General features: G+C 69.7%; 21 protein-coding genes and 1 pseudogene. 7 read left to right on the forward strand and 15 right to left on the reverse strand.

Features of this window, described 5'->3' with window-relative positions; translation table 11 throughout:
• Nucleotides 1–20: 20 nt before the first annotated feature.
• The 12 genes from F4561_RS22130 to F4561_RS22185 all read right to left on the reverse strand — a co-directional run bounded on the left by F4561_RS22130 (nt 21) and on the right by F4561_RS22185 (nt 12,237).
• Nucleotides 21–1,745 carry a DEAD/DEAH box helicase gene (locus F4561_RS22130; protein ID WP_184581268.1) on the reverse strand — a complete coding sequence of 575 codons (1,725 nt, stop codon included), beginning with the start codon at nt 1,743–1,745 and terminating at the stop codon, nt 21–23.
• Nucleotides 1,746–1,857: 112 nt separating this feature from the next.
• Nucleotides 1,858–2,196, reverse strand: a complete 339-nt coding sequence (locus F4561_RS22135) for a hypothetical protein (protein ID WP_184584270.1) — start codon at nt 2,194–2,196, stop codon at nt 1,858–1,860.
• A gap of 7 nt (nt 2,197–2,203) precedes the next feature.
• The gene (locus tag F4561_RS22140; RefSeq protein ID WP_184581269.1) at nt 2,204–2,986 is read right to left on the reverse strand and encodes a class E sortase; all 783 of its coding nucleotides are present in this window, start codon (nt 2,984–2,986) and stop codon (nt 2,204–2,206) included.
• Between the two features lie 261 nt (nt 2,987–3,247).
• Entirely contained in the window at nt 3,248–3,490 is a 243-nt protein-coding gene (locus tag F4561_RS22145) for a DUF3039 domain-containing protein (protein WP_184581270.1), read from the reverse strand.
• 53 nt (nt 3,491–3,543) lie between these two features.
• Complete coding sequence (locus F4561_RS22150; RefSeq protein ID WP_184581271.1) at nt 3,544–4,131, reverse strand: YqgE/AlgH family protein; 588 nt, start codon at nt 4,129–4,131, stop codon at nt 3,544–3,546.
• Between the two features lie 114 nt (nt 4,132–4,245).
• Nucleotides 4,246–5,661, reverse strand: coding sequence for an NAD-dependent malic enzyme (locus F4561_RS22155; RefSeq protein WP_184581272.1), 1,416 nt, complete (start codon nt 5,659–5,661; stop codon nt 4,246–4,248).
• A 201-nt stretch (nt 5,662–5,862) separates the two neighbouring features.
• Nucleotides 5,863–6,576, reverse strand: a complete 714-nt coding sequence (locus F4561_RS22160) for a cytidylate kinase-like family protein (protein WP_184581273.1) — start codon at nt 6,574–6,576, stop codon at nt 5,863–5,865.
• A gap of 127 nt (nt 6,577–6,703) precedes the next feature.
• Nucleotides 6,704–7,669: a tetratricopeptide repeat protein gene (locus F4561_RS22165; protein ID WP_184581274.1), complete on the reverse strand. Its 966-nt coding sequence runs from the start codon at nt 7,667–7,669 to the stop codon at nt 6,704–6,706.
• 70 nt (nt 7,670–7,739) lie between these two features.
• Nucleotides 7,740–9,440 carry a coenzyme B12-dependent isobutyryl-CoA mutase large subunit gene (gene icmA / locus F4561_RS22170; protein ID WP_184581275.1) on the reverse strand — a complete coding sequence of 567 codons (1,701 nt, stop codon included), beginning with the start codon at nt 9,438–9,440 and terminating at the stop codon, nt 7,740–7,742.
• 23 nt (nt 9,441–9,463) lie between these two features.
• The gene (locus tag F4561_RS22175; RefSeq protein WP_184581276.1) at nt 9,464–10,003 is read right to left on the reverse strand and encodes a MarR family winged helix-turn-helix transcriptional regulator; all 540 of its coding nucleotides are present in this window, start codon (nt 10,001–10,003) and stop codon (nt 9,464–9,466) included.
• 92 nt (nt 10,004–10,095) lie between these two features.
• Entirely contained in the window at nt 10,096–11,049 is a 954-nt protein-coding gene (meaB, locus tag F4561_RS22180) for a methylmalonyl Co-A mutase-associated GTPase MeaB (RefSeq protein ID WP_184581277.1), read from the reverse strand.
• Nucleotides 11,050–12,237 carry an acetyl-CoA C-acetyltransferase gene (locus F4561_RS22185; protein ID WP_184581278.1) on the reverse strand — a complete coding sequence of 396 codons (1,188 nt, stop codon included), beginning with the start codon at nt 12,235–12,237 and terminating at the stop codon, nt 11,050–11,052. It lies immediately after the preceding gene.
• Between the two features lie 84 nt (nt 12,238–12,321).
• Between F4561_RS22185 and mce the strand changes: the two genes are divergently transcribed.
• Nucleotides 12,322–12,753, forward strand: coding sequence for a methylmalonyl-CoA epimerase (mce, locus tag F4561_RS22190; protein WP_184581279.1), 432 nt, complete (start codon nt 12,322–12,324; stop codon nt 12,751–12,753).
• A gap of 457 nt (nt 12,754–13,210) precedes the next feature.
• Nucleotides 13,211–14,557 carry a DivIVA domain-containing protein gene (locus F4561_RS22195; protein ID WP_184581280.1) on the forward strand — a complete coding sequence of 449 codons (1,347 nt, stop codon included), beginning with the start codon at nt 13,211–13,213 and terminating at the stop codon, nt 14,555–14,557.
• Nucleotides 14,558–15,312: 755 nt separating this feature from the next.
• Here F4561_RS22195 and F4561_RS22200 read toward each other — a convergent pair.
• The 3 genes from F4561_RS22200 to F4561_RS22210 form a co-directional block, all read right to left on the reverse strand.
• Nucleotides 15,313–16,047 carry an alpha/beta hydrolase gene (locus F4561_RS22200; RefSeq protein WP_184581281.1) on the reverse strand — a complete coding sequence of 245 codons (735 nt, stop codon included), beginning with the start codon at nt 16,045–16,047 and terminating at the stop codon, nt 15,313–15,315.
• Between the two features lie 186 nt (nt 16,048–16,233).
• A complete protein-coding gene (locus F4561_RS22205; RefSeq protein ID WP_184581282.1) occupies nt 16,234–16,566 on the reverse strand; it encodes an Rv1322 family protein in 333 nt (110 codons plus the stop codon).
• Nucleotides 16,567–16,626: 60 nt separating this feature from the next.
• A complete protein-coding gene (locus tag F4561_RS22210; protein WP_184581283.1) occupies nt 16,627–17,820 on the reverse strand; it encodes a 3-hydroxyacyl-CoA dehydrogenase in 1,194 nt (397 codons plus the stop codon).
• 147 nt (nt 17,821–17,967) lie between these two features.
• Here F4561_RS22210 and nucS point away from each other — a divergent pair, with 147 nt between their 5' ends.
• The 5 genes and pseudogenes from nucS (at nt 17,968) to F4561_RS22235 (ending at nt 22,987) form a co-directional block, all read left to right on the forward strand.
• A complete protein-coding gene (nucS, locus tag F4561_RS22215) occupies nt 17,968–18,645 on the forward strand; it encodes an endonuclease NucS (protein ID WP_184581284.1) in 678 nt (225 codons plus the stop codon).
• 95 nt (nt 18,646–18,740) lie between these two features.
• A complete protein-coding gene (locus F4561_RS22220; RefSeq protein WP_184581285.1) occupies nt 18,741–19,427 on the forward strand; it encodes a DUF1707 SHOCT-like domain-containing protein in 687 nt (228 codons plus the stop codon).
• Between the two features lie 293 nt (nt 19,428–19,720).
• Nucleotides 19,721–19,930: pseudogene (locus tag F4561_RS32775) on the forward strand (IS200/IS605 family transposase); the annotation flags it as partial.
• Nucleotides 19,931–19,980: 50 nt separating this feature from the next.
• Nucleotides 19,981–21,249, forward strand: coding sequence for an RNA-guided endonuclease InsQ/TnpB family protein (locus F4561_RS22230; protein WP_221445579.1), 1,269 nt, complete (start codon nt 19,981–19,983; stop codon nt 21,247–21,249).
• A 277-nt stretch (nt 21,250–21,526) separates the two neighbouring features.
• The gene (locus F4561_RS22235) at nt 21,527–22,987 is read left to right on the forward strand and encodes a M28 family peptidase (protein WP_312885445.1); all 1,461 of its coding nucleotides are present in this window, start codon (nt 21,527–21,529) and stop codon (nt 22,985–22,987) included.
• The last annotated feature ends 195 nt before the right edge of the window (nt 22,988–23,182 follow it).

The raw sequence follows: 23,182 nt of genomic DNA on the forward strand, positions 1-23,182 counted from the left end.
ACCCGCCCGGCCCGGGCGGGTCACCGCCCCCCGGTGGCCCACTCGCGGATCTTGGCGATGCGCTGCCGGATCTCCTCGGCCGACGCCTGCGCGATGGGCGGACCCCCGCAGACACGGCGCAGCTCGTTGTGGATCACGCTGTGCGGCCGGCTCGTTCGGTGGTGCCAGGCGCCGACCAGGCTGTTGAGCTCCTTGCGGAGCTCGGCCAGCACCTCGTGGGTGGGCGCCTCCCGCTCGGCCCCGGAGTCGGGAGCCTTGCGCTCATTGGCCTGCTGCTCCGTCTTGCGCTTGCGGAGCAGCTTGGACACCTGCTCCGGTTCCAGCAGCCCGGGCAGGCCGAGGAAGTCCTCCTCCTCGGGTGACCCGGGCGCGCCCCCGCCACCGAACTCGGAGCCGTCGTAGAGAGCGCGGTCGAACTCCGCCGAGGCCTCCATCGTCTCGAACGGCAGCTCCTCGCCGGCGTCCGGTGTGTCGCGTTTCTTGCGCGCCTCGTCGACCAGGTCCTGCTCCGCGTCGAAGTCGTCGTCCCTGGGCGGCCGGTCGAGCACGTGGTCGCGCTCGCGCTCCATCTCGCCGGCGTACTCCAGCAGGGTCGGGACCGACGGCAGGAACACCGAAGCCACCTCGCCGCGCTGCCGCACTCGCACAAACCGCCCCACGACCTGGGCAAAGAACAGCGCCGTGCTGGTGGAGGTGGCATAGACCCCGACCATCAGCCGCGGGACGTCCACCCCTTCGGAGACCATGCGCACCGCCACCATCCAGCGGTCGTCGGTCTCGGCGAACTGTTTGATCTTCTTGCTGGCCCCTGGGTCGTCGGAGAGCACGACGGTGGCCGAGCGCCCGGTGATCCGGCGCAGGATCCGCGCATAGGCGCGGGCGTGTTCGTGGTCGGTAGCGACCACCAGCCCGCCGGCGTCGGGGGTGCTGTTGCGGACCTCGGTGAGCCGGCGGTCGGCCGCTTCCAGCACCCGCGAGATCCAGTCGCCCTTGGGGTCGAGCGCGGCCTTCCACGCCTGGGCGAGCGCGTCCTGGGTGAGCGGCTCCCCCAGCCGCGCGGCCAGCTCGTCGCCGGTCTTGGTGCGCCAGCGCATCTCGCCCGAGTAGGCCATGAAGATGACCGGGCGCACGACCCCGTCGGCCAGCGCTGGCGCGTAGCCGTAGCTGTAGTCCCACGCGCACCGGCGCACGCCCGTGTGGTCCTGGACGTAGTCGACGAACGGGATCGGGTTGACGTCGGTGCGGAACGGGGTGCCCGTCAACGAGAGCCGCCGGGCGGCCGGGTCGAACGCCTCGCGGACAGCCTCGCCCCAGGAGAGCGCGTCGCCAGCGTGGTGCACCTCGTCGAACACCACAAGGGTGCGCCGGTCCTCGGTGCGGTTGCGGTGCAGCATCGGGTGCGCGGCGACCTGGGCGTAGGTAACGGCCGCTCCGGCGTACTGCCGGCCGAGGGCGCCCTGACCGTTCTTGAAGTCGGGGTCGATGGCGATCCCGAACTCGGCCGCGGCCTCCGCCCACTGTTTCTTCAGATGCTCGGTCGGGCAGACGACGGTGATCGCCCGGATCGCGTGCCGCGCCAGCAGCTCGCTCGCGAGCGTCAGCGCGAACGTGGTCTTGCCCGCCCCCGGCGTGGCGACCGCGAGGAAGTCGCGCGGGTCGCGCCGGAAGTACTCCGCGAAGGCCTCGCGCTGCCACTGGCGCAGGCCACTCAGCCGTTCCTCCGTACTGGTCGCGAGAAGCGTCATGCCCCGAATCCCCTGGTACTCACCCGGACGAGGGTATCGGCCCACGCGAACCGGGTGCTCGTGGCACGGCGGTGGCGATCGTCATGCTGCCCAGTGCGGCTCCGGGCCGCCCTCACGAGTCGTCGTCGCCGATCGGGACATCCACGCCAACGATGCCTTCCTCGTCGGCCGGCGCGTCGTTCCCGGTATCGCCGCTCCCCCCACCGGCTCCAGCCCCGTCGCCGCCACCGGCGTCGTCCTCGCCCGTGCCCTGATCCTGGGACTGCCCGGCGCCGCCGTCCGACTGGGGCTCTTCGACATCGACCGCGCTGTCCCGGAACGGCATGTAGGGGGCGAGCTCGGGGAACGCGACGTACCAGAGCAGCGCGGCGGCGCCCGCGAGCAGCCCGAGCGAGAGCGTGAACTTCACGAACCACGGTCCGGGCAGGACGCGCCAGATCAGGCCGTACATCGGTGACTCATCCCTCCCCACTGTCGGCGTTCTCGGGCGCCATGTCGGCGATGTTCTCCGGCATGCCGTCGTCCTTGGAACGGGTCTCGCTCATCTCGGCGTGCACGATGAACCGTTGCACGTTCTGCAGCTTCGGGTGGCAGGTCGTGAGGGTCAGCAACGTCCGTTCGGGATCGTCGTTGTTCTCCGAGTCGAACGGGTCGGGGTCGACCACCTCGACCTGGTCGGGCGTGATTACCTCGGTCTCGATGACCTCGTAGGTGTAGAAGTTCTCGGCGTCCTCGAGGACGATGTCGTCACCGTCGGAGAGCTGGTCGAGGTCCCAGAAAATGTTCGGGGTGCGGTGTCCGGCGACAGCGTAGTTACCGTTCTCGCCGGCGTTGGCGCTGCCCGGGTAGTGGCCGGGGCTGTACCTGATGTCCTCCTGGCTGACGCCGTTGACGACGATCCAGTCCAGGTCCAGCTCGGGGATGTACATGCGGCTGTTCGCCGAACCCGGCAGCGGATCGGAGTCGGGCCCCTGCTCAACTCCGGGCTCGTCCCACTGCTCCTCAAGCCCCTGTGCCAGCTCGTCCTGCTCGCGGTCGGTCTCGCCCTGCCCGCCGTAGACCTCGTAGAGCGCGTAGAACAGCATGAGGATCCCAGCGGTGAAGAGCAGCTCACCGAAGAAGCGGATCGTGCCGCGCACGACGTCGCCGGTTGTCGGCGCACGCCGAGTGGGTTTCCGGCGGCGGCCGCGCCCGCCATGCCCGGCTGCGGGGGCAGCGGGCTGCTCGGTTGTGGAGTCCATCTGACCACCTGTCGATGACCCTCAGGGCAAGCCATCCGCGCACCACGGGGCTCGGGGGAGGCCCCGCGCCGGTGCGCCGGCGCCGAGACCCGGTGAGCGCCGCCCGCTGCGGCGTGGTTCTTGGCTGGTGGGCCGAATGCCAAAGAATTCAGCGATCCGTCTAGACGGAGCGTACCTTGCCCGATGGGCCGCAGACACCCGAAAAGGCCGGGGTTCCCGGCTTTTCGGCGCTCGGCTGGCCGCGACCAGGTGCGACGGCGACTACTTCGTCATCTCCGCGTAGATGTCCTTGCACTCCGGGCAGACCGGGTACTTCTTGGGGTCGCGGTTGGGCACCCACACCTTGCCGCACAGCGCGATCACCGGGCTGCCAGTGACGGCGCTCTCAGTGATCTTCTCCTTCTGCACGTAATGGGCGTACCGCTCGCGGTCGCCGTCATCGTGCCGGGTGTCTGGCCGAGTATCGGTATCCGGGCGCACCTTGGTGTCAGCATCCATCGACATCGTGGCCTCACTCCTCCTACGTCTCACCCCACGGTATCCGGGGCGCGCCAGTCTCAGTTCAGTCTGGGATCTTCGGGGAAGGTCGATACCAAGGCGAGATCTCCTCCTTGGCGCCGGAGGACGCGCGACCACAGGTTTTCCGGCTCGGCCGAGAAGACGTCGGCGTCGGTGGCCGGAAGAACGTACCACGCCCCCTCGTCGATCTCCGCGCGCAGCTGCTCCGTGCCCCAGCCCGCGTACCCGGCGAAGACCCGCAGTGCTTCGAGCCCGCCGCCCAGGACCTCGGGTGGGGTCTCCAGGTCCACGACCCCCAGCCCGGACACCTGGGACTCCTCCCCAAGCCGCTCCAGCGGCCGCCACCCCAGAGGAGCGTCCTTACTACTGGCGGGGACGCCCAGCGCCAGCCCTGCCTCGGTGCCCACGGGCCCGCCGGCGAACATCACCGCGGGGTCGCTGGCGAAGCCGCCCCAGCCGGACAGCACGTCGCTGACCGCCGTCTCCGAGGGCCGGTTCACGATCACGCCGACGGTGCCCTCGTCGGTGTTGTCGTCGACCACCAGCACAACCGACCGCCGGAAGTTGGGATCCTCCAGCACAGGCGTCGCCACCAGCAGGAGCCCGGTGAGGAGCGGCTGGTCCATGCCTCCTCCTGTTTCCCGTGGTCCGTGCGGTCACACTGCTTGCCGCCCCGACGGTGTATCGCGGGCGAGGTTACTTCGCCGGTCCGGCGCGGCACCACAGCACGCGCCGAGACACTACCGGCCAGCGGCGCCCCGCCCGGCCTGTTCCCGCACCACGACGTTGCGCACCGCCGAGGCCACCTGCTGGGCCAGGTCGGTGTGGAACACGCTCGGGATGATGTAGTGCGGTCCGATCTCGTCCCCGGTGACGACGTCGGCGAGCGCTTTGGCGGCGGCCACCATCATGTCGGCGTCCACCTTGTGGCTCTGCGAGTCGAGCAGGCCGCGGAAGAACCCGGGGAACACCAGAACGTTGTTGATCTGGTTCGGGTAGTCGCTGCGCCCGGTGGCCACAACGGACGCGTGCAGATGGGCAACCTCGGGGTCGACCTCGGGATCGGGGTTGGCCAGCGCGAAGATGATCGCGCCCTCGTTCATCTCGGCGATGTCCGCACCGCCGAGCACGTTCGGCGCAGAGACGCCGATGAAGACGTCGGCGCCGGCCACCGCCCCCTTGAGATCGCCGCTGTAGCCTGCCGGGTTGGTGTTCGCGGCGATCCAGCCGAGGTTGCTGTCCAGACCGTCGCGCCCCTCGTGGACGGCCCCGTGGATGTCGCAGACGATGACGTCCTTGGCACCGGCGTGCATCAGCAGCTTCAGGATCGCGGTGCCCGCCGCGCCCGCGCCCGACATGGCGATGCGCACCTCGCTCAGGTCCTTCTCGACCACACGCAGCGCGTTCTTCAGGGCCGCGAGCACAACGATCGCGGTCCCGTGCTGGTCGTCGTGGAACACCGGGATGTCCACGAGCTCACGCAGCCGCTCCTCGACCTCGAAGCAGCGCGGGGCGGATATGTCCTCCAGGTTGATGCCGCCGAAGCCCGGTGCGAGCACCTGGACCGTGCGCACGATCTCGTCCACGTCCTGGGTGTCCAGGGCGATCGGCCAGGCGTCGATGTCGGCGAAGCGTTTGAACAGCGCCGCCTTGCCCTCCATGACGGGCATGGCGGCTTCGGGGCCGACGTTGCCCAGCCCCAGCACCGCGGAGCCGTCGGTGACAACGGCCACACTGTTGCGCTTGATGGTCAGGCGGCGCGCGTCCTCGGGGTTCGCCGCGATGGCCTGGGACACCCGCGCGACACCCGGGGTGTAGGCCATGGACAGCTCGTCCCGGTTGCGCAGTGACACCTTCGACTGCATCTCGATCTTGCCGCCGAGGTGCATCAGGAAGGTGCGGTCACTGACCTTGTGCACGACGACACCCTCAAGCGCTCCCAGGGCGTCGACGATGGACTGCGCGTGGTCGGTGTCGCGTGCGGCGCACGTGACGTCGATCCGGATCCGCTCGTGCCCGGCGGCGGCCACGTCGAGTGCGGTGATGACGCCGCCCACGTGCTCGACGGCGTTGGTCAGGCTGCCGACAGCGGTGCCATGCCCGTCCAGCTCCAGACGAACCGTTATGGAATAGGACACGCTCGGAAGGGTGGCCACGTGGAGCTCCTCAGTTCAACGGATCTTCCGCGCTCACGCGCGCTTTCAATGGTGCCACCGCTCCGGAGCGACCCGCGCGCGAACCACCTGGTCCGAGCGCCGGCGAAGGGGCCGATCGCCCACCGGTGCCGCCCTTCGGGGGCGGCGCGGTGTGGGGGATCACCATGGTGTTGATAATTGCCGCAGCGTCAAGTATGCGCGTTATTTACCGGTGCCCGCACGTTCCGCGGCGAGCCGTCCGATCAGGTCGGCACATGTCTCCCGGCTGATCGCGGTGGAGTCGAGCACCAGGTGGTAGTGCCGCGGATCCTCGGCGTTCACCCGGTAGAACCGCCGCACGTAGGCGGCGCGGGCCCGGTCGTTGTCGTCGAGCTCCCGCATCGTCGGCGGCTGCCAGGCGGCCGCCTCCTGGGCGGGGGCGTCGTCCCCGGTGGCCGGAGCCTCGTCGCGGACCGCCTCGCGCATGGTGGCCGCCTGGGCGAGGCGGCGCTCCCTGGCTCCGTCGAGGCGCACGTGCAGGGCGTGCTCGTGGTCGGCGAGCACGATGGCCGCGGCGCGCCCCAGGATGACGCCCCCGATGGAGGCGACCTTTCGGATCACGCGCTCGGTGTGCTCCACGAACTCCTCGTCGAAGAGCAGCCGGCCGTCGGCGTCGGTCGCGCCGACGAACGAGGCGTCGACGCTGCCCAGCGTGACGCTGGGCAGTTTGGCGGCGCTGGCGAGCAGCCGGTCGAAGCCCGCTGGGGCGCGGTCGTCGTGCTCCAGCACGTCCTCGAGCCGGCACCCGATCTCCCGGGCCACCTCGTTCGGGACAGCCCGGTCGACGAAGGGGACGTCCAGTCGCTCGGCCACGGAGCGCCCTATGGCGCTCCCGCCGGCTCCGTAGGTCGCGGAAATCGTCACCACGTAGGTCATCCGGGCCACCACCTGATCAGCGCCATACCTCTGTGGCTCCGGTCTTACCCGCTCAACCCGGACACTAGTGGCCCGTTATGTAGCGAACCGGCCACGCGCGGGTGTCGAGGCCGGTGTCGCTCATCCCCTAGAACAGCGCCGAGGTCAGGCCGCGCCGCGCCTTGGCCACGCGGGAGTCGCCCGAAGGGAGCGCGTCGAACAGGTGCAACAGGTGCTCCCGCGCCCGGTCGCGGTCCTCGTCGCGGGTGCGGCGCACGGTCGCGATCAGCCGGTCGAAGGCGTCCTCGAACTTGCCGCCGTACATGTCGATATCGGCGACCTTGATCTGGGCGTCGACGTCATCGGGACGCTCGGCGGCGTCGCGCCGCGCGGATTCGGCCTCGAGCTCCCGCACCCGGCCCACCAGGCGGATCTGCGCCAGCTTCATCCGGGCGTTCTCGTTCTTCGGGTCGCCCTCCAGGGCCTTGGCGTAGACCGCCTCGGCGGCTTCGAAGTCGCCGCGCTGCAGCGCCTCCTGCGCTTCGGCGTCCAACGGGTCGCCCGCCGGTTCCTGCTGCTCCTGCTGGTCACCGGCTTCGTCGCCCGCCTGCGTTTCGGCGTCCGGCGGGCCCAGCCCGGTGTAGTTCTCCGGCAGTACGCCCTGCTGGCGCAGCCCGTCGAAGATCTGCGTGAGCCATTCACGCAACTGGTCCTGGGTGGCCGCACCGGTGGGGCCGGGGACGACCTGGCCGCCGATGACCATGGCGACCATGGGAACGGTCGAGGCACGCAGCGCCTGGGCGAGCTGCGGGCTGGCGTCTGTGTCGACCTTGGCGACGTACCACTGGCCACCCGCCTGGGCGCACAGCGAGTCGAGGGCGGACTCGACCTGCTTGGCCTGCTCAGACCAGGTGGCCAGCACCGCAAGGACGACAGGGACGTTCATTGAGCGTTCGAGAACGTCATTCTGGAAGTTCTGCTCGTCGGCATCGAGCGCGTACGGGTTGGCTTTGCCGGACGACGCCTCGGCCTCGCGCTTGGCCTCGCGTTCCAAGGCCGCCTTGCGAGCTCCGAGGTCGACCGCGCTCTGCGTGGAGTAGTCCGAAGGCTGCATGTTTCCATCCTGCCGCATCGGAAACGGATGCGGTCCACGAAACAGCTTGGTGATCGACCCGCGGCGGCTGTCAGAACCGCGGAGCCTCCACGTAGCCCCCGAATTCCTCACCCATCGTCCGGCAGATCTCACCGAGGGTGGCATCGGCGCGGGCGGCGTCCAGGATCACCGGTATCAGGTTGCCGCTGCGTTCCGGAGCGCGAGTGGCGGCCAGCAGGCGGTCCAGAGCGGCGTCGACCGCCGCCTGATCGCGGTTGGCCCGGCGGTCGGCGAGCGCCGCGCGCTGTTCCCGCTCCACCTCGTGGCTGATCCGCAGGATCTCCAGCTCGCCCGAGACGGTGCTGGTGTGGCAGTTCACGCCGACGATGCGCTTCTCGTCCTTCTCCAGCGCCTGCTGGTACTGGAAGGCCGACTCCGCGATCTCGGAGCTGAACCACCCGTTGTCGATTCCGGCGAGGATGCCCGAGGTCATCGGGCCGATCTCGTGCTCCGCGTCCGCGCCGCCCCCCATGCGCAGGATCTGCTCGAAGATCCGCTCGGCCTCGGCCTCGATCCGGTCGGTGAGGGCCTCCAGGTACCACGAGCCGCCGAGGGGATCGGCCACGTTGACCACCCCGGTCTCCTCCATGATCACCTGCTGGGTGCGCAGGGCGATCTCGGCGGACTGCTCTGTGGGCAGCGCGAGGGTCTCGTCGAGGGCGTTGGTGTGCAGCGAGTTCGTTCCGCCGAGCACCGCGGAGAGGGCTTCGAGGGCGGTGCGGACCACGTTGTTGTGGGGCTGCTGCGCGGTGAGCGAGACGCCCGCGGTCTGGGTGTGGAAGCGCAGCCACTGCGCCTTCTCCGTGGTGGCGCCGTAGCGGTCGCGCATCCAGCGGGCCCAGATGCGGCGGGCCGCCCGGAACTTGGCGATCTCCTCGAAGAAGTCGAGGTGGGCGTCGAAGAAGAAGGACAGGCCCGGCGCGAACGTGTCGACGTCGAGCCCGCGCGACAGGCCGAGCTCGACGTAGCCGAACCCGTCAGCGAGGGTGAAGGCGAGCTCCTGGGCGGCCGTCGCCCCCGCTTCGCGGATGTGGTACCCGGAGACCGACAGCGGCTTGAACGCCGGGATCCGCTCGGCGCAGTACTCCATGAGGTCGCCGATCAGCCGCAGGTGCGGCCTGGGCGGGTACAGCCACTCCTTCTGGGCGATGTACTCCTTGAAGATGTCGGTCTGCAGGGTGCCGTTGAGCAGGGAGATGTCCTGGCCCTGGCGCTCGGCGGCGGCGAGGTACATGCAGAACACCGGTACGGCCGGGCCGCTGATGGTCATCGAGGTGGTGGTGGCGCCGAGCGGGATGGAGTCGAACAGGGTGTCCATGTCGGCCACGGAGTCGACCGCCACGCCGCAGTGCCCCACCTCGCCCAGGGCCTGGGGGTCGTCGGAGTCGTAGCCCATGAGGGTCGGCATGTCGAAGGCGACGGACAGCCCGCCTCCCCCGGACTCCAGGATCATCCGGTAGCGCTCGTTGGTCTGCTTCGCGTTGCCGAATCCCGCGAACTGGCGGATCGTCCAGGTCCGACCGCGGTATCCCGTGGAGTACAGCCCGCGGGTGAACGGGAACTCGCCGGGCCAGCCGATGCGGTCGAACCCCGGGTACTCGGCGCCCTCGGGTGGGCCGTAGACGGGCTCGACCTGCTGTCCGGAGAGGGTCGTGAAGTCGGCGTCGCGCTTGCGGGCCGCCTCGTACCGGGCTTGCCAGCGGACCCGGCCCGCCTCGATATTCTCAGCCATGGGTCCGATACTAGGTCTTCCTACTATTTTTCGGTAGGCTCCCGCATCGTGTCCGGCCCGCCGGGGAAGTCCCCGAAGTTCACCCGCAGCTTCGCGAACAGCGTGTGGATCTGCCACAGCTCGTCGTCGTCGTAGCAGTCAAGACCGAACTCCATGGCCAGCAGGTCGCGGGTGGCGTGCTCGACGACCTCCCGCCCGGAGTCGGTGATCTCGGCGAGGGTTCCCCGGCCGTCATTCGGGTTGGGCCTGCGCCGGACCAGCCCCTGGCGCTCCAGCCGGTCGATCGTGTTGGTCACGCTCGTGGGGTGGACCATGAGGCGCTCCCCGATCTTGCCGAGCGGTACCTGCCCCGTGGCGCTGAAGGTCAGCAGCACCAGCGCCTCGTAGCGCGCGAACGTCAGCTCGTAGGGCTTGAGCGCGTTGTCGAGCTGGCCGATGAGGATCTGCTGCGCCCGCATGATCGAGGTCACCGCGGCCATCGCCGGCGACGCGCCCCACCTGCGAGTCCAGTTCTCATGGGCACGTTCGATCGGGTCAAAGGGTAGATTCAGCGGGTTTCCCACGTCGCCACTGTAGCGAACGGCCGCGGCCACCGGCCGTGGCCTGTTCACCCCGGCGCCACTCGGCGCGACGCCGCCCCGGACAGCGGCGGGGGTTACTGGTCGAGCGCCGCCAGCAGGGTGCCGGCCGCACTGTAGGGATCCCCACTGCCCGCGGCGACCTCGCCGGCCAGCTTGTCCAGCGCCGCGTGACCGTGCACGTCACCGACACGTTCGCGGAGTGCGTGCAGCACGATCGCCTCGATCTCCTCACGCGCCCGTGCGTGCCGGCGCCGGTCGAGCTCACCGGAGGCGCGCAGGTGCGCGAGGTGCTCGTCGAGGCGCTGCACCAGCTCGCCAATCCCCGTGCCCGAGGCGGCCACGGTGCTCACGATCGGTGGCCGCCACTCGTCGGGGCCGCGCTCGGCCTGGGACACCATCTGGCGCAGCTCGCGCACGGTCGCACGGGCGCCCTCGCGGTCGGCCTTGTTCACCACGAAGACGTCGGCGACCTCCAACACCCCGGCCTTGGCCGCCTGGACGCTGTCGCCCATACCCGGGGCGCACAGCACGACCGTGCTGTCGGCGTGCCGGGCGATGTCGACCTCGGCCTGGCCGACTCCGACCGTCTCCACCAGGATGACGTCGAACCCCGCGGCGTCCAGCACCCGCAGGGCGTGCGGGGTCGCCCACGACAGCCCGCCCAGGTGCCCCCGGCTGGCCATGGAGCGGATGAACACGCCGCTGTCAGTGGCGTGTTCCTGCATCCGGACCCGGTCGCCGAGTAGCGCCCCACCGGTGAACGGGGACGACGGGTCGACCGCGAGCACCCCGACACTCTCGCCGCGTTCGCGCAGGGCCGTCACCAGCGCGCTGGTCGTGGTCGACTTACCGACACCGGGCGAGCCGGTGAGCCCGACGAACCGGGCCCGGCCGGTCCGCGGGGCGAGCCCGGCCATGATCTCGCGCAGCTCCGGCGCGGCGTCCTCGACCAGCGAGATCGCGCGAGCGACGGCGCGGCGGTCGCCCCGCAGCGTGCGGGCGACCAGATCGGCGGCATTGGTGCCCATCTAGGCGCCGGGAACCCGGAACAGCAGCGCATCCCCCTGACCGCCGCCGCCGCACAGGGCCGCCGCCCCCAACCCGCCACCGCGGCGGCGGAGCTCGTGCACCAGGTGCAGGGCGATCCGCGCGCCCGAAGCCCCGATGGGGTGCCCGAGTGCGATCGCGCCGCCGTCGACGTTGACGATCTCCTCGGAAACTCCGAGATCGCGCACGGACTGCACGGCGACACAGGCGAACGCCTCGTTGATCTCCACCAGGTCGAGGTCGGCGACCGCGGCGTCCCCCTTGCCCAGCGCGTGTGTGATGGCGTTGGCGGGCTGGGACTGCAGCGAGTTGTCGGGCCCGGCGACATTGCCGTGCGCGCCGACCTCAGCCAGGATCGGGCAGCCCAGCTCCTCGGCTCGCTCGCGACTCATGACAAGCACAGCGCAGGCGCCGTCGGAGATCTGCGAGGAGGAGCCCGCGGTGATGGTCCCGCCGGAGTCGAATGCCGGGCGCAGCTTCGCCAGGCCCTCAGCGGTGGTCTCGGGCCGGACCCCCTCGTCCTCGCTGACCACCAAGGGCGCGGCCTTGCGCTGCGGGATGCTCACCGGCACGATCTCGGCGCCGAACCGGCCGTCCTTGATCGCGGCGGCGGCGCGCTGGTGCGACCGCGCGGCGAACGCGTCCTGCTCCTCGCGTCCGATGTCCAGGCGAGCGTTGTGCCGCTCGGTCGAGGCGCCCATGGAGTCGCCCTCGAACGCGTCGGTGAGCCCGTCGTGCGCGGTCGTGTCGAGTACCTCGATGGAGCCGTACTTGTAGCCGTGCCGCGCGTTGGGCAGCAGGTGCGGGGCGTTCGTCATCGACTCCATCCCGCCCGCGACCACGATGTCGAACTCGCCGGCGCCGATGAGCTGGTCGGCCAGCGCGATGGCGTCCAGCCCGGAGAGGCACACCTTGTTGATGGTGAGCGAGGGGACGCTCATGGGCACTCCGGCCTGTACCGCCGCCTGACGTGACGGGATCTGTCCCTGCCCGGCCTGCAGCACCTGGCCCATGACGACATAGTCGACCTGGTCACCCTCGACTCCGGCGCGCTCCAGGCAGGCCTCGATGGCGGTGGCGCCGAGGTCCACGGCGCGCATGGCCGACAGGGAACCGAGCAGCCGGCCTACAGGGGTCCTGGCGCCACTGACGATGACGGATCCGGGCATGGCTCGCCTCCAAGACGACGCTTTCGATCTGCCACGATACATACACGCCCACCTGCCAGACGTCCACCCGGAGGTTCGCCGGCCGTGTTCACCCGCATCGACCATGTAGGCATCGCGTGCCGCGATCTCGACGCCACTGTCGACTTCTACCGCCGCACCTACGGCCTCGAGCCGACCCACATCGAGGTGAACGAGGAGCAGGGCGTGCGCGAGGCCATGCTGCGCGTCAACGGCACCGACGACGGCGGGGCGAGCTACGTGCAGCTCCTGCAGCCCGTTCGCGACGACTCCCCGGTGGCGAAGTTCCTGGAGCGCAACGGCGAGGGGCTGCACCACGTGGCCTTCGGCACCCCTGATGTCGCGGACACCGCGAACACGGTCCGCGAGCAGGGCATCCGGGTACTCAGCGCCGAGCCGCGCCCCGGCTCGATGGGCTCCCGGATCAGTTTCCTGCACCCGAAGGACTGCGGCGGGGTCCTCACCGAAATCGTGCAGGCACCCCACTCGGACGGGTGACGTGCGCGCGACGATCCGTGGTCCGCGGAACCGCTCTCCCCCGGATGGCCGAGCCGTAACCCAACCGTCACTTCCAGCATCCTTGCACGTCCCTATGCACGTAGTGGACTATTTTCGCGTGCTGGTACCGGAATCATCCTTCCGTCGCCGGCAAGGCTTGATAAAGTCGGCTAGCTGCTGGATCATTCCCGGCGTACCCCCTGTCCCCGCCGGTTCAGGCAGACCGAGTCAGGTCAGCGCGTACAGCGTCGGTGTCTGCCCGCCAAGACTCCAAACCAATGGAGGCAACTCCTGCACGCGACGGGAGCTCGCGGAGTAGTCTTCCCCGAAGGTAGATCTCCGCGGGATCCGGCGGAGTGCGGAGCGCCCCCGCAGCGACGCCACGGCGCCCGCGGCCCGACTCGAACGAATGCACCCGAAATGTAGCCGTCTCGTCTCCCGTTCAGGATTCCGCCACATGTCGTCCGATATTGAATCCCAGCTCAACAATTTCTTCGAGGAAGGCAATCAAGCCACCGAGTTCGACGTGGTGCTGCGCGGTTACGACCGGCACCAGGTCACGACCTACATCGAGCAGGTGAAGTCCGAGCTCCAGCGGGCCAAGGAAGAGGCCGACAAGAGCCGGAACGATCTCGTCGAGACCAAGCGCACCCTGGAGGAACAGGAGCGGCCGACCTATTCCGGCCTGGGCGCGCGCATCGAGCAGCTCCTCCGGCTCGCCGAGGAGCAGGCTTCCGAACTCGTCCAGGGCGCCCGGGCCGAGGCCAACGACATCAAGTCCGAAGCCAAGATCGAAGCCGCGGAGATGCGCTCAGCGGCCGAGAACGAGGCCACCGAACTGCGGACGACCGCCCAGCGCGAGGCGGACGAGATGCGTCAGGCCGCCGAGGCCGAGTCGGAGGAAATCCGCACCACGGCGAGCCGCGAGGCCGAAGAGCTCACCTCGACCACCGAGCGCGAGGTGCAGAAAAAGCGGTCCGCGGTCGACCACGAAATCGCCGAGAAGCGCGCCACGTTCGAGGGTGAGATCGCGAAACTGCGCACCACCACCGAGCGCGAGTGCGCCCAGGCCCGCGCTTCGGCCAAGCGCGAGCGCGACGAGACGCTGCAGACCGCCAAACGGCAGGCCGACGAAATGCGCGCCCAAGCGCAGCGGGCCGTTGAGGAAAGCGACGCCAAGCGGGCCCAGGAAGAAGCCGAGTTCGAGATCCAGCTCGCCAACCGGCGCGAGGAGGCCGAGCGGCAGGACGCCGAGCGCCTCGCCGCCGCGCAGGCAGCTACCCAGAAGCTGGTCTCGGAGGCCGAGGAGCGTGCCGCCAGCGCCGAACAGCGCGCGACCAAGGCCAGCAACCAGGCCGAGCAGACGCGCCGCGAGGCGGAGCAGCACGCCAAGCAGGTCGTGAACCAGGCCAAGAAGACGGCCGACCAGATCACGTCCGAAGCCAAGTCCAAGAGCGAGCACATGGTCAGCGATGCCAAGTCGGAAGCCGACCGCATCATGACCGCGGCCCAGCAGCAGGTCGACGAGCTGAACCGGCAGCGCGACAGCATCCAGTCGCACCTGCAGCAGCTTCGCCAACTGCTCGGTGGTGGCGATGGCCCTCCGGCTCCCGCGGCGGCCCCGGCCGCGCCCGCGGCGGAGGAACCGGCCGCCATCGAGGGCACCAAGGGCGAGGAGGCCGCCAAACCGGCGTCCGAGCCGAAGCAGCAGCAGCCCAAGCAGTCGAACGGCAATAAGCAGCCGGTGGCCGCCAACGCCAACTCGGCCGCTGCCGAGGACGACGAGGACTGGTGGCAGGAGTAGTCCGGATGCCCGGCCGCGGCGGTCTCGCGCGCCAGGGCACCGCGTAGCCGGTCAGGTACTGGCCGGCGGGCACACCGCGAAACGCGCGGTCGGGGTTTCCCGACCGCGCGTTTCGCGTTGGGCCCGTCACCGAGGCTTCTCGCGGATTTCGTTCCTTCGCCGCGCGGTGGGGTTTCGGTGCTTGGGGGTGGGGCGAGGACGCTCGAGCGGGTGCCCATCGGTGCGGTGAGCGTGTGGTGACGCGCCCGACGAAAGCGGCAGCGAAGGCGCCGGGTGGGCCCGCCCCCGGTAATCGGTGCGGGTGCCCGATGGTGACGCGCCCGACGAGGGCGGCGAGGACGGTGCGTGGCTGGGGTGGCGATAGTCGGTGCGGTGGGCGCGTTGCGAACGTTCTCGGGGCGGAGACCGGCCCTGCGCCGCGCCATTGTGCCTCGAGGGTGTCTGGGCAGACATTCTCAGCGCCGAGAATGTCTGCACGGTCACCTTCGGTGCGAAACGGCCCGGCGCGGGGCCGGTCTCCACCCCGAGAGGGCCCGCGCCACCCCCGTTGGCCGCCCCACCACCGGGCACCAGATGCGCCCCCGCGGGCCTGCCCATCCGCCGCCTTCGTCGCCGCTTTTCGTCGGGCGCGCCACCATCGGGCACCCGTACCGGTGGTCGGCCCACCCACGACCCTCGCCCCGAAACACCGAAACCCCACCGCGCGTTGAAGGAACGAAACCCGCAAGATCGGCTAACAAATCTCTACTGGCTGACTACATCGTGTCGCGCTCGAAGGGGCCGTCCCACTCGGTGGGCAGCGGGTGGGCATCGGGCGCCACGCGCCGGACGACCTCGTCGAGCACGATGCGGACGTACGGTTCGCCGACCCAGAGGTGCTTAGCGTTGTCCACCCCGATGACCTCGGCCCGCGGGATCGCGGAGAAGCGCGTCCGCGCCTCGTCCGGGCGCAGGTAGTCGTCGAACTCCGGGACCAGCGCCACAACCGGCTTGCCCGACTCCGCCCAGACAGCCATGTCGGCCTCGGTGGTGCGGTGCAGTGGGGGCGACAGCAGGATCGCTCCGGACACCTCCGGGTCGCACCCCCACTTCAAGGCCAACTCCGTGCCGAACGACCAGCCCAGCAGCCACGGGTTGGGGAGCCCTTCGAACTCGGCGAACTCGATGGCGGCCGCGACGTCGTAACGCTCGGCCTCGCCCTCGCCGAACTCGCCCTGGCTGGTTCCGCGGCGCGACGTGGTGCCCCGCGTGTTGAAGCGCAGCACCGCGACGCCGGCGAGCGCCGGCAACCGAAAGGCGGCCTTGCGCAACACGTGGCTGTCCATCATGCCTTCCGCTGTGGGCAGCGGGTGCAGGCAGACCAGGGTCGCCACGGGTTTGGCGCCGCCCGGTGGGAGCGCGAGTTCGCCGACCAGTTCGAGGTCGTCGGCGGTGTGCAGGGTGATGGGGCGGCGCTCGGCGGGCAGCACCGTGCTGGCGCGGATCTCCATGGTGGTTACGGGTCCCTCTGGCTCTACCGGGTGTCGGAGTACGGGTGATCAGGGAGCGCTCGGTGGGTCAGCTCGGGCTCGCGAGTGCGCCGGCGGTGTGCGTCCGGCCCCGCTGGGGAGCCGTCCCCCGCGGCCCGAGGCGCGCGGGTGGCCGCTCGCGGATCCCGGACACCGGCACGGAACCTCCTAGTGCCGCGGTATCCGGACGCCGCGGTCGGTGCGCCGGTCCCAGCACGCCGAGTGCCAGTGCCTGCGGTCCGTGCCGTCGCCGGATGGGCGCCAGGCGACCACGTGCGGCGTGCCCGGCGTGATCGGTTGGTAGCAGCCGGGACAGCGGTAGGTCTTGGTCGCGGCGGTTCCGCTGATGCGCCGGATGAGCCACTCGCCGTCGGGACCGGCTTCGCGGCGCTCCGCACCGGTCACGCGCAGGAACAGCGCGTCGTCGCTCTGCTGTTGGCGTGGCTGACCCTGCTGGTTGCGGTCCCCCTTGCGGCGGGGCGTGTTTCGGCGCGGACTCACCACACCAGGGTAGGAGCAACGGAGGCGTGCGCTCCACTCGGGCGCCGGAGCGCCCGGCGCTCACCCCTCGCGAACCGGGCGCGGGAGCAGGTCGGTGAGCAGTGGCGCGGGCGCACGGGATCCCCGCAGCCCCAGGGCCGCGGCGTTGTGCAGGGTGACGGCGACACGGGTCGCGCCCCGTTCCTCCAACAGCTCGGTCGGGCCTTTGGGGTAGCCGCAGCCGAACCGCATGGCGGTGTCGACATCGCGCTCGCTCGCGTACGCGTCGCTGATCATGCGCATCGCGTCGTCGATGTGCGCGTCGAGGAGCAGGTCGGCCAGGTCGAAGTCGCGTTCGCGGTTCCGCACGATCTGGGCGATGCGGCCGTCGGGCGGGTCCTCCGCGGGGTTGTCCGCGCCGCTGTGGTCGTAGAACCCCTGCCCACTCTTGCGGCCGAGCATGCCGGCGCTGACCATCCGGCGCAGCAACGGCGTCGCGGCGTAGCGCGGGTCGCGGAACTCCTCCCACAGGACGTCCATGACCGCCACGCAGACGTCCAGTCCCACGAGGTCCGCGAGGGTGAGCGGGCCCATGGGAAAGCCGGCGGCCTTGGTGATGGCGGTGTCGATCTCCTCGCGCGAGGCGATCCGGCGCTCGTAGACGCTTATGGCGTCGTTGATGTAGGGGACCAGCAGCGCGTTGGCGACGAAACCGGCGCGGTCGGACACGGTGACGGGGGTCTTGCCAATGCGTTTGGCGACCTCGGCGGTCACCCCCACCGTTCCCGGAGAGGTACCCACGGTGCCGACCACCTCGACCAGCTTCATCACCGGGGCCGGGTTGAAGAAGTGCAGGCCGACGACCTTTTCCGGGCGTCCGGTGAGCGCGGCGATCTCGGTGACGGACAACGACGAGGTGTTCGTGGCCAGGATGGTGCCCGGCGGGCAGACGCGGTCGAGGTCAGCGAAGACGTCCCGCTTGATCTCGATACTCTCGGGGACCGCCTCCACGACGAAGTCGGCGTTGGCCAGGTCCTCACGCGCGGTGCTGAACGCGATGCGACCGAGAATGGAGTCGCGTTCAGCTTCGGTGAGCTTGCCTTTGTGCACCGCCTTGTCCATGGACGCGTGCACGCGGTCGCGGCCGAGATCCACCGCAGCGGAATCGATCTCAACCCCGGTGACCGTGAAACCGGCTCGCGCGAACACCTCAGCGATACCGGCGCCCATAGCGCCGAGCCCTACCACACCGACCTTGTCGAATTCCTGCACCATGTGCCCCACTCTAGACCGTGATCGTGCTCCTGATCACGGTTGGGTATGTCACGCGTGGCGGCGGTCACCTGGCGATGTCGCGGTGCCTCGGTACGCACCCGGCGGTACGGACACACCACGGGCGTATGACCGGTAGCGTGACCTACCGTGCGCCTTGTTATCGCCCGATGCAGCGTCGACTACGTCGGCCGGCTGACCGCCCATCTCCCCCTGGCACCGCGGCTGATCCTGATGAAGGCCGACGGATCGGTCTCCGTACACGCCGACGATCGCGCCTTCAAACCGCTGAACTGGATGAATCCGCCGTGTACGGTGCGCGAGTCCGAAGCGGACGACGGCGTGCCCGTATGGACGATCACGCACGGCAAGTCCGGCGAGATGCTGGTGCTGCGCATCGAGGAGTTCCTGCACGACAGCTCGCACGAGCTCGGCGCCGACCCCGGGCTGCAGAAGGACGGGGTCGAGGCCCACCTTCAGGAGCTGCTCGCCGAGCACATCACCACCCTCGGCGAGGGGTACACGCTGATCCGCCGCGAGTATCCCACCGCTATCGGGCCCGTCGACATCCTGTGCCGCGACTCCGAGGGGAGCACCGTGGCGGTGGAGCTGAAACGGCGGGGCGACATCGACGGCGTCGAGCAGCTCACCCGCTACCTGGAGCTCCTCAACCGCGACCCGGCGCTGAAGCCGGTTCGCGGAGTGTTCGCCGCCCAGGAGATCAAACCGCAGGCACGGGTGCTCGCGACCGACCGCGGCATCGACTGCGTCACCCTGGACTACGACGAGCTGCGGGGCATCGAGCCCGACATCCCCCGGTTGTTCTGAGCCGCGCGGCCACAGGGACGGGTACCAGGGCGTCTCAGGGGGAACTCAGGGTGGCTCCGGGCCTACGTGGTCGCCGCGCGCGGGAGAATAGCCGCATGGCTGACACAGCGGACACTTCGACGCCCGACGAATCCGGCGGCCACCGGATTCGCGCCTCGGACAGCGACCGCGACGCCGTGGCGGCGCGGCTGCGCGATGCGCTCGCCGAGGGTCGGCTCAGTCCCGACGAGCACAGTGAGCGGCTCGACGCGGTCTACGGCGCCAAGACGCGGGGGGAGCTCGAACCGCTCACCACCGATCTGCCCGACTCCGCGGCGCCGGCGCGGGAGGCGGCTTCGGCGTTTCCCTCGCCGCGGCCGGTCTACGGTGCCGAACGCATCGTCAACAACGAGGCGAGTGGGGCGGTCTCGATCGCGGTCATGGGGGGCGCCGAGCGCAGCGGGCACTGGACCGTTCCCGCCCGGTACGTGGCCACCGCTGTCATGGGCGGCATCGGTCTCGACCTTCGCGAGGCGTTGTTCACCCAGCGCGAGGTGACCATCTTCGCCGTCACCCTCATGGGGGGCATCGAGATCATCGTGCCCGACGACGTCGAGGTCCGGGTGCACGGGGCCGGTGTCATGGGCGGCTTCGGCAGTAGCGGCGAGGTCGCCACCCCCAGCGTCACCGACCCGGGCACGCCCATCGTGCACATCGCGGGACTGGCGGTCATGGGCGGGGTCGGTGTCGAGCGCCGGAAGCGCAAGCACCAGAAGCGCCGCGAGATCGATTCCAGCGAGTAACGATGTGCGCGCCGAGCGCCGCCAAGACTCTCCATCAAATCCTCCTGAGGGGACCACCGGCTTTAGCCGGTGGGGGAATCAGGGTGCCCGCGTAGCGGGACAAGGGCAGCCGGGACCGCCGCCAGGCGGTCCGGCGTCCACAGACCACGGTAAGTAGACCTGTGGCGTATATACTGTCCGTGTGTCTGTGACTCGGAAGGGTCGCCGGTTCTCCGGTGGCGTGTCCGACCTCGGGCTCCACGTGGTGTGCGAAGTACCGCCGCCCGGTCATCGGCGGGCGCGTCGCGGACCGGGTGGAGGAACTGGTCGCCGCCAAGGCCGATGAACGCGGGTGGGAGATTATCGCCGTTGGGCTGCTGCCCGACCACGTGCACCTGGTCGTCACGCACGCCCCGAAATCCTCGGCCTCATATGTGGCCAACCAGTTCACAGGGTTCACCTCGCGCGTACTGCGGGAGGAGTTTTCCCACCTGCGATCGAAGCTTTCAACGTTGTGGTCCTCATCGTACTTCGCCACGTCGGTCGGTGCCGTGAGCGCCGATACGGTGCAGCAATGCATCGACACCCGGTGGCAACGCCCGGGCACGAAGAAGGGAGACGCGTCGTGCACCGCGCCTACACGTTCCTCCTTCGCCCGACCAGGCGGCAACAGGTCGCGCTTGCTGCGATGCTGCGCGACCACCGCTGCCTGTACAACGCCGCGTTGCAGGAACGCCGCGACGCCTACCGGCACCCCTCCAAGACGCGGATCACCTACGGCGACCAGTCCGCCCAGCTCAAAGAGATCCGGGGTTTCGACACCGAGCGGCAGGGGCGGTGGTCGTTCTCTTCCCAGCAGGCCACCCTGCGCCGGTTGGACAAGGCGTTCGGCGCGTTCTTCCGGCGCGTGAAGGCGGGCCAGAAGCCGGGCTATCCGCGCTTTCGTGGGGTGGGACGCTTCGACACGGTCGACTTTCCCAAGGACGGCGACGGGTGTCGCTGGAACTCCACCCCCAACGACCGCGTTAGGCGCGTTCGTCTTCAGGGTGTCGGACACGTGCGTGTCCACCAGCACCGGCCGGTCAAGGGCCGTGTGAAGACGATCAGCATCAAGCGCGAGGGCGACCGGTGGTATGTAGTGCTGGCGTGTGCGCAGGTTCCCGCTGAGCCCGTGGAGCCGACCGGAAGGGTCGCGGGCATCGACATGGGAGTGGCGTCGTTTCTCACCACCTCCGAGGGCGAACACGTCGACAACCCGAGGTTCCTCGCATCCTCCGCGGAGAGGCTGGCTGATGCTCAGCGCGACCTTGCGGCCTTTCCCAAGCGGACCAAGGCCAAGAACCGCACCCGCAAGCACCAGGCGGCACAGGCCCGGGTGTCCAGGCTGTATGCCAAAGTGCGGCGCCAGCGCCGGGACCACCACCACAAGAAGGCGCTCGCCCTCGTCCGCCGTTTCGACGCGATCGCCTGCGAGCGGCTCAACATCGCGGGCATGACCACGGCGCCCGCCCCCAAACCCGACCCCGAGCAGCCAGGCGTGTTCCGTGCGAACAACGCCGCCGCCAAGGCCGGGCTGAACACAAGCATTCTGGATGCGGGTTGGGGGGTGTTCCTGGGAATCCTCGCGCACAAGGCTGCAAGCGCCGGTCGTGAGCTGATCCCGGTGGAGGCCCGCGACACGTCGCGCACCTGCCCGCGCAAAGCGTGTGGGCACGTCAGTGCCGACAACCGCCCCAGTCAGGAAAAGTTCCGCTGTGTGCAGTGCGGTTATGCCGAGCATGCCGACCGGGTGGCAGCGATCAACGTGGGTATCAGGGCCGGGCTGGTCCTTCCTATCGCCTGAGAGCACACAGGAGAAACCCAGCCGCTTTAGCGGCGGGAGGAGTCACAAGACCACATCCGCCTGGTTCACGTAAGAGGTGTGGCTGGATGTGGCAAAGTGCGCGGTTGTGCTTGAACCGCGGTGTTCCGGGGTGGCAGGCTTCACCGGACTTGCTCGCGCATCGCGCGATCTCCGCGATACCTCGCCCGGGAGGACACCGGTGTTCAGTGCACCTCCAGACGGATCAGGTCGGCGTACCCGTTCGCCGTTCCGGACACTGCTGGCTGGCGGGGCCGGCGTGGTCGTGACATCCGGACTCGCGCTGTCGTCAGCGCCGGCGAGCGCCGACGAGTCGCTGCCGGACCTCGTGACCGCGAAGAACATCATCGGCCACCTGGAGAACCTGCAGGAGATCGCTGAGCACAACGGCGGAAACCGCGCGGACGGCACACCGGGGTACGACGCCGCCGCGGACTACGTCATCGACCAGCTCGAAACGGCGGGCTACACGCCGCGGAAGCACACCTACGAGTTCGACCGCTGGGTGGAGCACTCCACACCCGAGTTCAGCCAGACCGCGCCCGAGCAACGCGAGTTCGTCCACGAGGACGACTTCCGGACCATGACCTACTCCGGCTCCGGTGAGGTCGCGGCCCCGGGCGCCGCGGTGCACCCCGACAGCGATGCCAGCGGCTGCGCGGCCGCGGACTTCGCCGAGTTCCCCGAGGGAGCGGTCGCCATCATGCGCCGCGGCACCTGCAGCTTCGAGGAGAAGGCCACCAACGCCGCCGACGCGGGAGCGTCGGCCGCCGTGCTCTTCAACCAGGGCGGCGGCTCCGAGGAGGAGACCGGCGCCTTCAACGGCACGTTGTCCAACCCGGTCGGGATCCCGGTCGTCAGCACGAGCACCGCTGTCGGCGAGGACCTCGCGGCCGCCGGCGAAGGCCTGGAGGTGCGCTTGGCCGTCGACTCCGAGGTCAGCACGGAATCGTCGTACAACATCATCGCCGATACCGATGGCGGCCGGGACAACAACACCGTCGTCGTCGGGGCGCACCTCGACAGCGTTCCCGCGGGCCCCGGCATCAACGACAACGGCAGCGGCTCCGCCGCGATCCTGGAGACCGCCGTTCAGCTCGGCACGCTCGACGAGCCCACCAACGACGAGCCCACCAACCAGGTGCGGTTCGCGTTCTGGGGCACCGAGGAGCAGGGCCTCATCGGGTCCACGGAGTATGTCGAGGGCCTGAGCGAGCAGGAGCGCCAGGACATCGCGCTCTACCTGAACTTCGACATGGTCGGCTCACCGAACTTCGGCCGCTTCGTCTACGACGGCCGCGGTGAGATGGAGGAGTCGATGCCGCCGCCGGCCGGCTCGGCCGCGATCCAGAAGCTCTTCGAGGACTACTTCGCCGAGCAGGACCTGGTAAGCGAGCCCACCGCCCTCAACGGGCGCTCCGACTACGGGGCGTTCCTTGAGGCCGGCATCCCGTCCGGCGGCCTGTTCAGCGGCGCCGATGGCGTCAAGACCGAGGAGCAGGTCGGGTACTACGGCGGCACCGCTGGCGAGCCCTTCGACCCCAGCTACCACACGCCCGACGACGACATCGACAACATCAACGAGACCGCCGTGGAGGACCTGTCCGGTGGGATCGCCTACGCGGTCCAGACCTACGCCGACAGCACCCTCCCGGTGAACGGGATGCTGCACGCGCAGGACATCACGTTCGATCGCCAAGCCGATCTCTGGCTGCGGTAACCGTCCGACCGCGGCAGAGTGCCCGTGGCCCGGTATCCGATCCGGGCCACGGGCACTTCCCCCTCAGATGCCACTCGGATGGCCCCCGCCATACACCCGAGCGCGAACACGCCATCGCGCCCTCGCAATTCACTACTCTAGGTAGTTAATTAGTTTCTTAAAGTATCAGCATCCCGAGTGGCGTGCAGCCCCTGA

This window comes from Lipingzhangella halophila, from assembly GCF_014203805.1.
GTDB classification, from domain to species: Bacteria; Actinomycetota; Actinomycetes; order Streptosporangiales; family Streptosporangiaceae; genus Lipingzhangella; species Lipingzhangella halophila.

Bases quoted from the DNA above. Each gene is read 5' to 3' on its own strand.
- F4561_RS22165 (WP_184581274.1), bottom strand. From the start codon at position 7,669: ATGCAGCCTTCGGACTACTCCACGCAGAGCGCGGTCGACCTCGGAGCT.
- F4561_RS22140 (WP_184581269.1), bottom strand. From the start codon at position 2,986: ATGGACTCCACAACCGAGCAGCCCGCTGCCCCCGCAGCCGGGCATGGC.
- meaB (WP_184581277.1), bottom strand. From the start codon at position 11,049: ATGGGCACCAATGCCGCCGATCTGGTCGCCCGCACGCTGCGGGGCGAC.
- F4561_RS22220 (WP_184581285.1), top strand. From the start codon at position 18,741: ATGGCTGACACAGCGGACACTTCGACGCCCGACGAATCCGGCGGCCAC.
- F4561_RS22230 (WP_221445579.1), top strand. From the start codon at position 19,981: ATGCATCGACACCCGGTGGCAACGCCCGGGCACGAAGAAGGGAGACGC.
- F4561_RS22130 (WP_184581268.1), bottom strand. From the start codon at position 1,745: ATGACGCTTCTCGCGACCAGTACGGAGGAACGGCTGAGTGGCCTGCGC.
- F4561_RS22160 (WP_184581273.1), bottom strand. From the start codon at position 6,576: ATGACCTACGTGGTGACGATTTCCGCGACCTACGGAGCCGGCGGGAGC.
- F4561_RS22210 (WP_184581283.1), bottom strand. From the start codon at position 17,820: ATGGTGCAGGAATTCGACAAGGTCGGTGTGGTAGGGCTCGGCGCTATG.
- F4561_RS22185 (WP_184581278.1), bottom strand. From the start codon at position 12,237: ATGCCCGGATCCGTCATCGTCAGTGGCGCCAGGACCCCTGTAGGCCGG.
- F4561_RS22145 (WP_184581270.1), bottom strand. From the start codon at position 3,490: ATGTCGATGGATGCTGACACCAAGGTGCGCCCGGATACCGATACTCGG.
- F4561_RS22200 (WP_184581281.1), bottom strand. From the start codon at position 16,047: ATGGAGATCCGCGCCAGCACGGTGCTGCCCGCCGAGCGCCGCCCCATC.
- F4561_RS22135 (WP_184584270.1), bottom strand. From the start codon at position 2,196: ATGTACGGCCTGATCTGGCGCGTCCTGCCCGGACCGTGGTTCGTGAAG.
- F4561_RS22195 (WP_184581280.1), top strand. From the start codon at position 13,211: ATGTCGTCCGATATTGAATCCCAGCTCAACAATTTCTTCGAGGAAGGC.
- F4561_RS22150 (WP_184581271.1), bottom strand. From the start codon at position 4,131: ATGGACCAGCCGCTCCTCACCGGGCTCCTGCTGGTGGCGACGCCTGTG.
- icmA (WP_184581275.1), bottom strand. From the start codon at position 9,440: ATGGCTGAGAATATCGAGGCGGGCCGGGTCCGCTGGCAAGCCCGGTAC.